Below are 13,691 nucleotides of genomic sequence, written 5' to 3'. Positions count from 1 at the left end.
ATGAAGGTTCACGCTGAAATCCACTGCCAGACTTCAGGCGATTTTCTGCTGTTGAGTGGGCATTTAAGGATGCAATAATCATACTAAGCGCATACCTCGCTGCATCTAATACGGCGACGACATGATGAATCGGGCAAAAAAAACGATAATCCCCCACATGGCGATAGAGACGACTAAAACCAGCAAATGAGGCCTGCGCGTAAAGTAAAGTACGAATGTTTTTGCAATTTTCTCCATATTTTCCGATGACGACACATTCTTATTAGTGCGCGCCCCCCTCCGTCGCGACAGAAAACCTGATCAGTCACGCCTTTCTTCTGGCGGCTTTATCTCAGGAGAGATCGCCACCATTGCCATCATGATTATCGCGAACAACAAGATAAATGGGCACAAAACAAGCATCGCAAGGCCCTTGACGATCATACCGGGCACCTTGAGAATTTGCTTCGGTCTCTCAACGCGCATCGTGACCGCCTTTTTGGAAATCTATATATTTAAATATTGTCATCGCCCCCTCAAAACCGCATCGCCTTCAAGACCGCTAAGGAGTCATGAAGCATCTATGGCGCGATATGCGACTCAGTCCAGGGAGCACGAAGCATGCGTCTATCTTGCTGATACCTTTAACACAGTGCTAAATAACCTTCTAAAACAGGTGCGTCCCGGCAGACGCCCTTCCAACTGGTGATATACGAACACAGAGAGGATTAAATTACATTTGGATTTTTGTAAACTCCATTTGTGATTTAATTTGAGAGAATTTGGCTAGGAAAGAAGTCGAGTCCAAGACAGACCTTGGAAGACGCCTCAGAGCTGTGAGGGCAGCTTTCGATATCGATGACCGGAATGTCTTTGCGAGCCGGCTTTCGATCAGTAAAAGCGGACTGGCTCATTATGAGCGGGGCGAACGCGTGCCCGACGCCGAACTGCTTTGCGCCTATCACCGTGAATTCGGCGTCAACATATCCTGGCTCGTCACGGGGCAAGGCGATATGTTCGAGACCGGGCAATCAACAAACACGGAGCATGGCTCACATCAGCTTCTGGTCGATCTGATCAATCCGCTCGGGAGGCTGATAAACAAAGTTTACCGTGACCAGCAAGTCAGGATAACCGACGATCAGCGCTTCGCGGAGCTGACGAGATGGCATAACAATTTGACGAGCCGCGCCGGCCCCTCTTTCGAATGGAACGATCTGATGTCGCAGTTGCCCTGGGTGGAGCAAAGCCTTGCGGAGGAACTGCGTTCGAAACGAGCGGACGCTGAAGGCAATAAAAGATCGACAGGTTGATTATTGGTGGCAGGGCCGACGCGCGTGCAATGTGATAGTTTTCCGGGAATGACCGTGAAGCGCGTATTTTTCCTTTGGAAAACCGGTTGTTGCCGATAAACATCAAGCCGAGACAACAGGATTTCCATCGCGTCATGCTTTCACTTCGCCTGCTAACGATCATCGCCGGTTTTGCCCTTGCGGGCTCAGCAAGCGCGGCATCGATTGGCATTGTTGCTCCCCAGAGCGGTCCTTACGAACTTCTGGGACAGCAGATACGGCAGGGGGCGAAGGCGGCGGCGGCCAAGCTCGGCCTTGATGTCGTCGAAATTCATGAAAGCTGCGAAGACGGCAGCGGCGGCGCTATTGCCGACGGCCTTGTGGCCGCCAAGGTCAGCACCGCGATTGGGTTTTTATGCACGGAAACGCTTCAGGGCGTTCTGCCGCCCTTGAAGGCGGCCGCCATACCCGCCATCACGCTTTCCAGCCGCGCACCGATCCTGATGGAAGACGCCCTGAAATACGGCTGGCCGCTCTTTCGTCTCGCCCCGTCCGACAGGGCCGAATCGGACAGGATCGCGGAGATCATGCTGCGCGACTGGAAGGGACATTCCATCGGGCTTGTGGATGACGGCACGATCTACAGCCGCGAGCTGGTCGACCGCATCCGCTCTTCGCTCGAGGAAAACGGCCTCAAACCCACCTTTGCCGACACGATGCGCCCCAATCAGGAACAGCAGGTGGCGCTGGTGCGCCGACTGGCGCGCACTGGCGTCTCCCATGTCTTCGTCGGCGCGGAGCGCAACGACGTGGCCATCATCGCCAGAGATGCCGGGTCGGAAAACCTTCCTTTGACCATCATGGGCGGCGACGCCATGAACGCCGCCAACAACCCGGTTCCCCTCGCCGCGAACGTGTTGGCGGTCACCCGCCCGGCCTATGATACCCTGCCATCGGCCCAGGCCGTCGCCGGCGAACTGCGCGGCGCCGGCATCGAGCCGGAAGGTTATGTCTTACCGGCCTATGCGGCTGCGGAACTGACCGCCGCCCTTGCGGAAGCCACGCAGGCGCAGTCGAAACCCGCGCCGGAGGTACTGGCGGGCGGCGGCGTGTTCAAGACAGTCATCGGCGAGCTCGGCTTCAACCCCTCGCACGACCTTTCGGACAATCCTTACCGCCTGCAGCGATGGAACGGCCAGCGCTTCGAACCGGCGGACAAGGCGGAAAGACCATAGGCGAAACCCGCGCGGCCGAAATTTCGAGGAAACGTAGCTTAAAACCCCCGACAACCGCGCTTCCAGCCGTTCCAAACCCCGATACTTGGTGTTAAAGGCAGCTTACGCAACGCGTCGAGAGGAGTTTGCCCCATGTCCCTGCCCATCCGCATAGCCCCGTCCATTCTGGCTGCAAATTTCGCCAAGCTCGGACAGGAAGTCGCCGATGTCACGGAAGCGGGCGCGGACTGGATTCATCTCGATGTCATGGACGGGCACTTCGTCCCCAATATCTCCTTTGGCCCGGATGTCATCAAGGCGCTTCGCCCGCACAGCAATGCCTTCTTCGATTGCCACCTGATGATTGCGCCCGTCGATCCTTATCTCGAAGCCTTCGCTAAGGCGGGCTGCGATAGCATCACCGTGCATGCGGAAGCCGGACCGCACCTTCACCGTTCTCTCCAGACCATTCGCGGACTTGGCCTGAAGGCCGGCGTCACGCTCAATCCGGCAACGCCGCTTTCCGTCATCGAAAACGTGCTGGATGATGTCGACCTCGTGCTGATCATGAGCGTCAATCCCGGCTTCGGCGGCCAGAAATTCATTCCCGCCATGCTCGACAAAATCCGCGCGGCAAAGGCGATGATCGGTGAACGGCCGATCGAGCTGGAAGTCGATGGCGGTGTGACAGCGCAGACAGCAGGTGACATCATCGCCGCCGGCGCCAATGCGCTCGTCGCCGGCTCGGCGGTCTTCAAAGGCGATGGCGTCGATGACTATCGCAAAACCGTCGCCCTGCTGCGCACGGCAGCGGAAGCCGGACGGACGTAAACCACCACGGCTGAATGCGGCACAACGAGGCATCGGGGGATCGTCATGGAAAGCGGCATGCAGGGCTTCCGTGACAAGGCTCTTCCAACTCTGCTGATCCTGCTCGGCGCGCTTGGCTGGGGCGTCTGCTCGGCCGCTTCCGCCGGCATTGGCCTCTATGTCCGAAACAGGCTGGAAACGGACCACGCCGCCGATATCATCACGCTTTTTTTCTTGGGCGGCTTTTTTGGCTGGCTACTGGCGCTCGCCGCATTGCGCTTTCTCCCCGCCTCGACATCCCGGCCATTACGTTTTGCGACCGCTTGTCTCGCCATCGTTTTTTTCACGCTGGCCGTTGCGGCAGCATTGTTCGCATTCGAATACCGCATCTTTTATGCGCAATGGCACGCACCGGCTTTTTCACGCATCTGGTTTTTCCAGCAACTCTTCACGTCGCTCGGCGCGGTGTACCAATTCGCAATTCTCGGCCTCGGCCTTTATTTTCCTTTTGCCGTTGTTCCGCTCTTGGCCGCTGGCGCAATCCTCTGCCGGCCTGCGCGACGAGCGGCATAGCCATGCAGCTTGATAGATTGAGATTAGCGGAACACTTTGCTAAACGGGCATCAAATTTCCTCCACTAAGAAAGTCATTGCCATGATCCCTCGTTACTCCCGACCGGAAATGGTCGCCATCTGGTCGCCGGAAACAAAGTTCCGCATCTGGTTCGAGATCGAGGCACATGCCTGTGACGCGCTGGCCGAACTCGGCGTTATCCCGAAATCGGCGGCCCAGACCATTTGGGAAAAGGGCGGCAGCGCGACCTTCGATGTCGCGCGCATCGACGAGATCGAGGCCGTGACCAAACACGACGTCATCGCCTTCCTCACCCATCTCGCCGAATTTGTCGGTCCCGACAGCCGTTTCGTGCATCAGGGCATGACCTCGTCGGACGTGCTGGACACCACGCTCAACATCCAGCTCGTGCGCGCCGCCGATCTGCTGCTCGCTGACATGGACCGGGTGCTTGCCGCGCTGAAGACCCGCGCCTTCGAACACAAGAACACGGTGCGCATCGGCCGCAGCCACGGCATCCATGCCGAGCCGACCACCATGGGCCTGACCTTCGCCCGCTTCTACGCCGAGATGCACCGCAACCGCGAGCGTCTCGTCAATGCCCGTGCGGAAATCGCCACCGGCGCGATCTCCGGCGCCGTCGGCACTTTCGCCAATATCGACCCGCGTGTCGAAGAACATGTCTGCGAAAAGCTCGGCCTCATCCCCGAGCCGGTCTCCACGCAGGTCATCCCGCGCGACCGTCACGCCATGTTCTTCGCGACGCTCGGTGTCATCGCCTCGTCGATCGAAAACGTCGCCATCGAAATCCGCCACATGCAGCGCACCGAGGTTCTGGAAGCGGAAGAGTTTTTCTCGCCCGGCCAGAAGGGCTCGTCCGCCATGCCGCACAAGCGCAACCCGGTTCTCACCGAAAACCTCACCGGCCTTGCCCGTCTGGTGCGCATGTCGGTCGTCCCGGCCATGGAAAATGTCGCCCTCTGGCACGAGCGCGATATCAGCCACTCCTCCGTGGAGCGCGCCATCGGCCCCGACACGACAGTCACGCTGGATTTCGCGCTGAACCGTCTGGCCGGCGTCATCGAGAAGTTGGTGATCTACCCGGACAACATGTTGAAGAACATGAACAAGTTTCGTGGCCTCGTGCATTCGCAGCGCGTTCTGCTGGCGCTGACGCAGGCTGGCGTTTCCCGCGAGGACGCCTATCGTCTGGTGCAGCGCAACGCCATGAAGGTGTGGGAACAGGGTGCCGACTTCCTTGAGGAACTGCTGGGCGACGAGGAAGTGCGCGCCGCACTGTCCGAAGAGGTGATCCGCGAAAAGTTCGACCTCGGCTACCACACCAAACACGTCGACACGATCTTCACCCGTGTCTTCGGCGAGGCCTGAGAGAACTCCCTGAAGTTAATGCCGCCGCGGTCTTGATCGCGGCGGCATCACAACACAGATATGGGCGCATGAAAGTTTCAGAAGCAGATATCCTGATCGTCCCCGGTTATACCAATTCCGGCCCCGACCACTGGCAGAGCCGCTGGGAGCGCAAGCTTTCCACCGCCCGCCGCGTCGAGCAGGCCGAATGGTCCAAACCCGTGAAGGAAGACTGGGTCGCCCGGATGGTGGAAGAGGTCAACGCTTCCACCAAGCCCGTTGTGCTCGTCGCCCATTCGCTTGGCGTGCCGACCGTGATCCACGCCTTGCCGGAAATCGGCAAGAAGGTGTCCGGCGCGCTGTTTGTCGCGCCGCCCGATGTCGCCAATCCCGATATCCGGCCAAAACACCTGATGACCTTCGGGCCTTACCCGCGCGACCCGCTGCCTTTCCCGGCGATCACCATCGCCAGCCGCAACGATCCTTTCGGCTCCTATGAACATGCCGATGACATCGCCGCCGCCTGGGGCTCGCTTTTGATCGACGCCGGCATGTCCGGCCACATCAACGCGGAGTCCGGCCACGGTCCGTGGCCGGAAGGCGGCATGGTCTTCGCGCAGTTCCTGAGCCGGCTGAAGGCTGTCGAGCCCTGATTGGTGGCAGCCATGCAGGCCGCCGCCTTCTCTATCGGCTCCGTAAGCCGATTTTTCAGGCAAAGCCGTTTCCCGGCCTGTCACAAGAATTGAAGGGAAATATGCGAGCCGCATTGTAGAATGCACTCTTTTCCTTTATGGGACCGCTTCAAAGACCAAACGCAACGCCACCAGAATCGGCGTCAACCAAGAGACCTGCAATTATGAACCGTCGCCGCCGTATTTACGAAGGCAAGGCCAAGATCCTCTACGAGGGTCCGGAGCCAGGCACGCTTATCCAGTTCTTCAAGGACGATGCGACCGCCTTCAACAAGAAGAAGCATGAAGTCATCGACGGCAAGGGCGTGCTGAATAACCGTATCTGCGAATACGTCTTCACGCATCTGAACAAGATCGGCATTCCCACCCACTTCATCCGCCGCCTCAACATGCGCGAGCAGTTGATCAAGGAAGTGGAGATGATCCCGCTCGAAGTCGTCGTGCGCAATGTCGCCGCCGGCTCGCTGTCGAAACGCCTCGGCATCGAGGAAGGCGTGGTCCTGCCGCGCTCCATCATCGAGTTCTATTACAAGTCGGATGAGCTTGAGGACCCGATGGTCTCCGAAGAGCACATCACCGCCTTCGGCTGGGCCAACCCTGCCGAGCTTGACGACATCATGGCGCTCGCCATCCGCGTCAACGACTTCCTGTCCGGCCTCTTTCTCGGCGTCGGCATCCAGCTCGTCGATTTCAAGATCGAATGCGGCCGGCTGTTCGAAGGCGACATGATGCGCATCATCCTCGCGGACGAGATTTCGCCGGACAGCTGCCGCCTGTGGGACATCGAGACCCAGAAAAAGATGGACAAGGACCTGTTCCGCCGCGATATGGGCGGGCTTGTGGAAGCCTATTCCGAGGTCGCGCGCCGTCTCGGCATCATCAATGAAAACGAACCGATCCGCGGCACCGGCCCCGTTCTGGTAAAGTAGTATCGGCCTCGTAAAGTTATATTGGCCTCGTAGGGTAAATCAGGAGAAGATCAGGTGATCAAGGCACGGGTGACTGTTACGCTGAAGAACGGCGTTCTCGATCCGCAGGGCAAGGCAATCGAAGGCGCGCTCGGCAGCCTCGGTTTTGATGGCGTCGGCCATGTCCGTCAGGGCAAGGTCTTCGACCTGGAGCTGGAAGGCGCCGATAAGGCCAAGGCCGAGACCGACCTGAAGGCAATGTGCGAAAAGCTGCTGGCCAATACGGTCATCGAAAACTACGCCATCGCCATTCTCTAAGCTCCAGGAGCCGCCGTCCATGAAATCCGCTGTCGTCCAACTTCCCGGCCTCAACCGCGACCGCGACATGATCGCGGCTCTGACGAAAATCTCCGGTCAGGCGCCCGTCACCATCTGGCAGACGGAAACGGATATTCCCGATGTCGACCTGATCGTCATTCCGGGCGGCTTCTCCTACGGCGACTATCTGCGCTGCGGCGCCATTGCCGCCCGCATGCCGGTCATGCAGGCCATTCGCGAAAAAGCGGAAAAGGGCGTGAAGGTTCTCGGTGTCTGCAACGGCTTCCAGATTCTCGTTGAAGCCGGCATGCTGCCGGGCGCCCTGATGCGCAACGCCTCGCTGAAATTCGTCTGCCGCGAAGTGAAGCTCGAAGTCGCCAATAACGACACCGATTTCACTCGCGCCTATGACAAGGGCCAGATCCTGCGCTGCCCGGTCGCCCATCACGACGGCAATTATTTCCTCGATACCGATGAGTTGAAGTCGGTGGAAGGCAACGGCCAGGTCGTGTTCCGTTATGCCGAGGGCACCAATCCCAACGGTTCGCTGAACGACATTGCCGGCGTCATCAATACCAAAGGCAATGTCCTCGGCATGATGCCGCATCCGGAAAACCTGATCGAAGCCGCCCATGGTGGCAATGACGGCCGCGGCCTCTTCGCTTCGGCGCTGGGCGTCATCGCAGCCTGATAGACCAAGGCGGGTTTCAAGCCCGCCTTTTTTGATGCCGGTTTCCGGCTATGTTTCGGCTTCTTTTCTGGATGACCTGATGCCCCGTCTTTTTCGACACGATGCCTGCAAAGCCGCCGGATTGATCCTTGCGGCAGCGGCGCTTGCCGCCTGTCAGCCGAAACCGCAACCTTCCTCCTCCATCTCCCGTGCAGCCCTGCCGACCATGGAACGCATTGCGCTTGGCGCGAATGCCTGCTGGTTCAAATCGGGCGACACGGCTTTCAAGGCCTATCGTCTGGCGCCGGAACTCAACTCCTTCTCCGGCCGTCCGCGCATCCTGCTCGTGCCGCGCAACAGCCCGGAATCGCGCCCCATGCTGGTGGTTCAGGCCGAAGGTAACCCGGCAAAGCTCGATGCATTCGGCCCTGTCATGAACGAACCCCTGTCCGGCCGCATCGCAACCGACGTCAAACGCTGGGCGAACGGCGGCAAGGGCTGCTGATCGACAAGCGCGGAAACGGGCTCTCGGCAATCCACTAAAAAAACCCGCCAACGCCGGTTGGGATTGGCGTGGCGGGCTGCCGAATGGCTGCTTGGCGCCGGGGAAAGAAGGCGCCGCTCTCCGACAAAAATCAAAGCGGCCGCGGCGGCCAGGAAAGGAGTCGGGATTTCGCTGCTTCCTGCAAGGCTTCATTCCGCGTAACGCCAATATCCTCCAGCAGATCGTCCGACAGTTCGCGCAAGGCGAGCCGTCCCCGTCGTTTCTGCTGCCAATGGGCCATGCCCGCAATCAGACGACCAATAAGCGTGCGGGCGATCTTGGCCGGAAAGGGCGCCGGTGCGACCATGTCGCCGGCATCGCGGAACACGCGTTCCCGTTCGTAGCCATCAGGATAGAGTGTATCCGCTGTCGAAAGGTATTGATCCATCTTGCGCATATTGCACCTATTGTCTCCGTTCGCTGATCTTCAATCAATGCAGACAATAAATACAATTGACTTGCGCACAGATACAATGCATAAATTGTCACCATGACAAATTGGCTTCCCGACATTACCGAGGGCGACGGCCCGATTTACCTGCGCCTCGCCGACAGTATCGAAGGCGCGATTTCCGACGGAACCTTGCAGGCCGGCTCGAAATTGCCGCCCCAGCGCAATCTCGCTTACGATCTCGGCGTGACAATCGGCACAATCAGCCGCGCCTATGCGCTCATCCACGAGCGAGGCCTCGTCAGCGGCGAAGTCGGCCGCGGCACTTATGTCAATGAGCGGAAGACGCCGGCACCCTCCTCGCCAATGGAACAGGCTGCCCCAGCCTTCGGCGGCACCCGGCATACCGTTGAGACCACCGGCGAATATCGCCTGAACACCACAGCTGCCCCGGATGTCGGCCAGAGCGTGGTGATCGCTCGTCATATAGAGGCGCTGACGCGCGAGCATGGCTATGACATCACCAATTATGCCCGGACCTTCCCGGATAACTGGTGTAAAGCGGGGGCTCGCTGGCTTTCACAGAATGGCTGGTCGCCGAATCCGGAAAACATCGTCTCGACGCTCGGCGCCCATGCGGCGGTGATGAGTGTGGTGACGGCGATGACCGCGCCGGGCGACCGTATCGTCTTCGAACAGGTCACCTATTCCCATATCAGCCGTAGCGCTGCCCTTGCAGGACGGCGGGTGACGCTGGTCGATGCGGATGAAAACGGCATCATTCCTGAGGATTTTGAGCGGGTCTGCGCACAGCAGCATCCCAAGATGATCTTTCTGATGTCAGCCGGCCAGAACCCGACGTGTGCCACACTTCCGGAAGACCGCCGCCGCGCGATTGCGGACATCGCCCGCCGATACGGCGTGTGGATCGTCGAGGACAATCTTTATGGCGCGATGACGCGCGATGCGATCCCGCTGATCGCCGAGTTCGCACCCGATATCACCTTTGTGGTTGGCGGCCTGTCGAAATCCGTCGCCGCCGGCGTACGCGGCGGCTGGGTCGCCTGTCCCGCACAATATTCCTCACGCATCCGCATTTCCCACTCGATGCTGACCGGCGGCCTGCCCTTCATGCTGGCCGAACTGAATGCCCGCCTCGTCAATAGCGGCGACGCAGACGATATCCGCAAGGATTGTATAGCAGAGATCAATCAACGCGAGGCAATCGCCAGACAGGTATTTGCCGGGCTGGATTTCAACTCCCTGCCCGATATCGCCTTCCTGTGGCTGAGGCTGCCCGAACCTTGGCTTTCCGGCACCTTCCGCAATGCGGCGATGAAGGAAGGGGTGCTGATCGATGACGAGGACGAATTCAAGGCCGGGCGGACGGACAAGGTTTTCCACCGCGTTCGCATCAGTTTTTCCGGGCCTTCCACCCGCGAGGAGCTGACCCATGCCTTCGGCATCCTCCGCCATCTGCTGGATAACGGCTCCGCCGGCTATGAAAGCGTGGCGTAAACACCGGCGCACAGAGTCTTTCCTGCAACACCTTGCCTAATTCAGTAACTGATCATTTACCGCACCGCCAAACCTGCCATCCTTTGCAGAATTCACAGCGAGGAATGATTCGATGGCAGCAGTCGGATTGAGAAATGCCAGGGCGTTCGTCATGCTGGCGATGACGTTTGCAGCACACCTCCTCCTCGACGTAGTGCCGGCCGCCGCCGCGGACGGCACTGTCTTTGATGAATTGCGGTTTGGGGTTACCACTTCACTCTCAAATCGTGATGGCGGCGGCGAAGATGGCGTATTCCCGGCCTTCACCGCCTATTTTGATCCCTTCGCCAGCACCTCGGCCGTCACACTTGGTGAAAAGCTTGCGCGGCCCCGCCTGCATCTGGGCGCGGAAATCAGCACACAGGGTGAAGCGAACACCGTTTATGGCGGCGTCAACTGGACCTTCGACCTCAATCCGAAAATTTTCGTCGACCTCGGCTTTGGCGGCCTGTGGCACGATGGCAAACTGAGAAATGACCCGGGCGAAACGGGAGCGGAATTCGGCTGCCGTGTGCTTTTCCATGAATATGCCGCCATCGGATATCGCTTCGACAACAACTGGAATATTTCGACCCAGATCGAACACGCCTCCCACGCCAATCTATGCGACGGCCCCAATGACGGGCTCACCCGCGTCGGCCTGATGGTCGGATACAAGTTCTGAAGAAGCCAACAAAGCAGCGTTTTGCGGGTAAAACAGCGCATTTTCCTGTCGCACCATTGAGCCTCTTGCGCTAAAGAACCGGAAACTTTCCTCGGCTCGAACCGCGTGAGACCAATGTCTATCTCAAACTCCATCAAGATCACCCCGGAACTCGTTGCATCCCACGGGCTGAAGCCCGACGAATACCAGCGTATCCTCGACCTGATCGGACGGGAGCCGAGCTTTACCGAGCTCGGCATTTTCTCGGCCATGTGGAACGAGCACTGCTCCTACAAGTCGTCCAAGAAGTGGCTGAAGACCCTGCCCACCAAGGGACCACGCGTCATCCAGGGCCCCGGTGAAAATGCCGGCGTGGTCGATATCGACGATGGCGATTGCGTCGTCTTCAAGATGGAGAGCCACAACCACCCGTCTTATATCGAGCCCTATCAGGGTGCAGCGACCGGCGTCGGCGGCATTCTGCGCGACGTCTTCACAATGGGTGCCCGCCCGATTGCCGCCATGAACGCCCTGCGTTTCGGCGCGCCTGACCACCCGAAGACCCGCCACCTCGTGGCCGGCGTCGTCGCCGGTGTCGGCGGATACGGCAATTCCTTCGGCGTGCCGACGGTTGGCGGCGAAGTGGAATTCGACCCGCGTTATAACGGCAATATCCTCGTCAACGCCTTCGCAGCCGGCCTTGCCAAGTCCAATGCGATCTTCCTCTCGGAAGCCAAGGGCGTCGGCCTGCCGGTCGTTTATCTCGGTGCAAAGACCGGCCGCGACGGCGTCGGCGGTGCGACCATGGCGTCCGCCGAATTTGACGAATCCATCGAAGAAAAGCGCCCGACCGTTCAGGTCGGCGACCCCTTCACCGAAAAGTGCCTGCTGGAGGCCTGCCTTGAGCTGATGAAGACCGGTGCGGTCATCGCCATTCAGGACATGGGCGCCGCCGGCCTCACCTGCTCGGCCGTCGAGATGGGCGCCAAGGGCGATCTCGGCATCGAGCTTGACTTGAACGCCGTACCGGTGCGCGAAGAGCGCATGACGGCTTACGAAATGATGCTCTCGGAAAGCCAGGAGCGCATGCTCATGGTTCTCGAACCTTCCAAGGAAGAAGTCGCCAAGGCGATCTTCGTCAAATGGGGTCTGGATTTCGCCATCGTCGGCAAGACCACCGACGATCTGCGTTTCCGCGTGTTGCACAATGGCGAGGAAGTCGCCAACCTGCCGATCAAGGAACTGGGCGATCAGGCCCCGGAATATGACCGCCCGTGGACACCCGCCAAGGTGCCCGCACCGCTTTCGGAAAACGACGTCCCCGCCGCCGATATCGCCGATGCGCTGGTATCGCTGGTCGGTTCGGCCAACAACTCCTCGCGCCGCTGGGTCTACGAGCAGTATGACACGCTGATCCAGGGCAATTCCCTGCAGCTTCCCGGCGGCGACGCCGGCGTGGTTCGCGTCGAAGGTCACGATAAGAAGGCGCTCGCCTTCTCCTCCGACGTCACACCGCGTTATGTCGAGGCCGATCCCTTCGAAGGCGGCAAGCAGGCCGTTGCCGAATGCTGGCGCAACATCACCGCAACCGGCGCTCTGCCGCTGGCGGCCACCGACAACCTGAACTTCGGCAACCCGGAAAAGCCGGAGATCATGAGCCAGCTGGTTCATGCCATCAAGGGCATCGGCGAAGCCTGCCGGGTACTGGAATTCCCGATCGTTTCCGGCAACGTCTCGCTCTATAACGAAACCAACGGTCAGGCGATCCTGCCCACCCCCACCATCGGCGGCGTTGGCCTCCTGAAGGACTGGGGCCGCATGGCGCGCATCCGTTTCGCCGCCGCTGACGAAGTGGTGCTGCTTGTCGGCGCTCCTGCCGGCCTCGGCACCCACATCGCCCAGTCGGTTTACATGCGTGACGTCCACGGCCGCATCGATGGCCCTGCGCCGCATGTCGATCTGGCCGCCGAAAAGAGGAACGGCGATTTCGTCCGCAGCCTGATCACCGATGGCCTTGCCACCGCCGTTCACGATTGCTCCTCGGGTGGTCTCGCGCTTGCGGTTGCCGAAATGGCGATCTCGTCGGGCATCGGCGCGACCATCGACGCGGTCGAAGGTCACAATCCGGTTCTCACCTTCTATGGCGAAGATCAGGGCCGCTACGTCATGACGGTCAAAAAGGCCGATCTCGACGAGTTGCAGGCGGCAGCCAAGGCTGCGGGCGTTTCCTGCCCGGTAATCGGCGTTACCGGCGGTGCGAGCGTAAAGCTGGGCACGGCGCGGGCAGTCGAGATTAAAGAATTGCACTTGGCCTATGAATCGTGGTTCCCTCAATTCATGGATGGCGAAACTTTGCTCGCCGCAGAATGAATTAAGGAGAAACACCATGCCCATGAAACCCGGCGACATTGAAGACATGATTAAGGCGGGAATTCCCGGGGCAAAGGTCACGATCCGCGATCTGGCCGGTGACGGCGATCATTACGCGGCGGAAGTCGTTGCGGAAGCATTCAAGGGCAAGACCCGCGTGCAGCAGCACCAGATGGTCTATGACGCGCTGAAGGGCAATATGGGCGGCGTTCTGCATGCCCTTGCCCTGCAGACCTCGGCCCCCGAATGATGGCGCCCGTGAAAGCGGTTCCGGCAACAGACCGTCTCTGTCCCGCCTGCGGCAGAGCGTGAAACCTGCTGAATAAATCAAAGGCCCGCGTGACACTCTCACGCGGGCCTTT

The 13,691-nt window shown here is 59.6% G+C and carries 16 protein-coding genes; 14 read left to right on the top strand and 2 right to left on the bottom strand.

Features of this window, described 5'->3' with window-relative positions:
- Positions 1-300: 300 nt before the first annotated feature.
- Positions 301-465 (bottom strand): hypothetical protein, encoded by a 165-nt coding sequence (locus AGR1_RS29485; RefSeq protein ID WP_187772040.1) that lies wholly within the window; start codon positions 463-465, stop codon positions 301-303.
- A 296-nt stretch (positions 466-761) separates the two neighbouring features.
- Between AGR1_RS29485 and AGR1_RS04625 the strand changes: the two genes are divergently transcribed.
- The 10 genes from AGR1_RS04625 (at position 762) to AGR1_RS04580 (ending at position 8,329) form a co-directional block, all read left to right on the top strand.
- Complete coding sequence (locus AGR1_RS04625; RefSeq protein ID WP_077982039.1) at positions 762-1,292, top strand: helix-turn-helix transcriptional regulator; 531 nt, start codon at positions 762-764, stop codon at positions 1,290-1,292.
- A 134-nt stretch (positions 1,293-1,426) separates the two neighbouring features.
- Positions 1,427-2,506 carry an ABC transporter substrate-binding protein gene (locus tag AGR1_RS04620; RefSeq protein WP_149146313.1) on the top strand — a complete coding sequence of 360 codons (1,080 nt, stop codon included), beginning with the start codon at positions 1,427-1,429 and terminating at the stop codon, positions 2,504-2,506.
- 132 nt (positions 2,507-2,638) lie between these two features.
- The gene (gene rpe, locus AGR1_RS04615) at positions 2,639-3,316 is read left to right on the top strand and encodes a ribulose-phosphate 3-epimerase (protein ID WP_142911452.1); all 678 of its coding nucleotides are present in this window, start codon (positions 2,639-2,641) and stop codon (positions 3,314-3,316) included.
- A gap of 45 nt (positions 3,317-3,361) precedes the next feature.
- Complete coding sequence (locus tag AGR1_RS04610) at positions 3,362-3,868, top strand: hypothetical protein (protein ID WP_149146312.1); 507 nt, start codon at positions 3,362-3,364, stop codon at positions 3,866-3,868.
- An 81-nt stretch (positions 3,869-3,949) separates the two neighbouring features.
- The gene (gene purB, locus AGR1_RS04605) at positions 3,950-5,257 is read left to right on the top strand and encodes an adenylosuccinate lyase (RefSeq protein ID WP_077982036.1); all 1,308 of its coding nucleotides are present in this window, start codon (positions 3,950-3,952) and stop codon (positions 5,255-5,257) included.
- Positions 5,258-5,325: 68 nt separating this feature from the next.
- Positions 5,326-5,889, top strand: coding sequence for an alpha/beta hydrolase (locus tag AGR1_RS04600; protein ID WP_080790455.1), 564 nt, complete (start codon positions 5,326-5,328; stop codon positions 5,887-5,889).
- Between the two features lie 203 nt (positions 5,890-6,092).
- Entirely contained in the window at positions 6,093-6,857 is a 765-nt protein-coding gene (purC, locus tag AGR1_RS04595; protein ID WP_077982034.1) for a phosphoribosylaminoimidazolesuccinocarboxamide synthase, read from the top strand.
- A 54-nt stretch (positions 6,858-6,911) separates the two neighbouring features.
- Complete coding sequence (gene purS, locus AGR1_RS04590) at positions 6,912-7,154, top strand: phosphoribosylformylglycinamidine synthase subunit PurS (protein WP_080790454.1); 243 nt, start codon at positions 6,912-6,914, stop codon at positions 7,152-7,154.
- 19 nt (positions 7,155-7,173) lie between these two features.
- A complete protein-coding gene (gene purQ, locus AGR1_RS04585; protein WP_080790453.1) occupies positions 7,174-7,845 on the top strand; it encodes a phosphoribosylformylglycinamidine synthase subunit PurQ in 672 nt (223 codons plus the stop codon).
- A gap of 79 nt (positions 7,846-7,924) precedes the next feature.
- Positions 7,925-8,329 (top strand): hypothetical protein, encoded by a 405-nt coding sequence (locus AGR1_RS04580; protein WP_149146311.1) that lies wholly within the window; start codon positions 7,925-7,927, stop codon positions 8,327-8,329.
- Positions 8,330-8,459: 130 nt separating this feature from the next.
- Here the strand turns inward: AGR1_RS04580 and AGR1_RS04575 are convergent, their stop codons facing one another.
- Positions 8,460-8,765, bottom strand: a complete 306-nt coding sequence (locus AGR1_RS04575) for a DUF1127 domain-containing protein (RefSeq protein WP_149146310.1) — start codon at positions 8,763-8,765, stop codon at positions 8,460-8,462.
- Between the two features lie 93 nt (positions 8,766-8,858).
- Between AGR1_RS04575 and AGR1_RS04570 the strand changes: the two genes are divergently transcribed.
- From AGR1_RS04570 to AGR1_RS04555, 4 genes are all read left to right on the top strand, one after another.
- Positions 8,859-10,277, top strand: coding sequence for a PLP-dependent aminotransferase family protein (locus AGR1_RS04570; protein WP_149146309.1), 1,419 nt, complete (start codon positions 8,859-8,861; stop codon positions 10,275-10,277).
- Positions 10,278-10,389: 112 nt separating this feature from the next.
- Complete coding sequence (locus tag AGR1_RS04565) at positions 10,390-10,980, top strand: acyloxyacyl hydrolase (RefSeq protein WP_149146308.1); 591 nt, start codon at positions 10,390-10,392, stop codon at positions 10,978-10,980.
- Positions 10,981-11,094: 114 nt separating this feature from the next.
- Entirely contained in the window at positions 11,095-13,329 is a 2,235-nt protein-coding gene (gene purL / locus AGR1_RS04560; protein WP_149146307.1) for a phosphoribosylformylglycinamidine synthase subunit PurL, read from the top strand.
- A 16-nt stretch (positions 13,330-13,345) separates the two neighbouring features.
- The gene (locus AGR1_RS04555; RefSeq protein ID WP_003507909.1) at positions 13,346-13,579 is read left to right on the top strand and encodes a BolA family transcriptional regulator; all 234 of its coding nucleotides are present in this window, start codon (positions 13,346-13,348) and stop codon (positions 13,577-13,579) included.
- Positions 13,580-13,691: the final 112 nt, after the last annotated feature.

Origin of the sequence: Agrobacterium sp. B1(2019) (genome assembly GCF_008274755.1) — a bacterium.
Taxonomy (GTDB): domain Bacteria; phylum Pseudomonadota; class Alphaproteobacteria; order Rhizobiales; family Rhizobiaceae; genus Agrobacterium; species Agrobacterium salinitolerans.
Note: the sequence above shows the minus strand (reverse complement) of the source record. Positions and strands in the feature narration are given on the sequence as shown.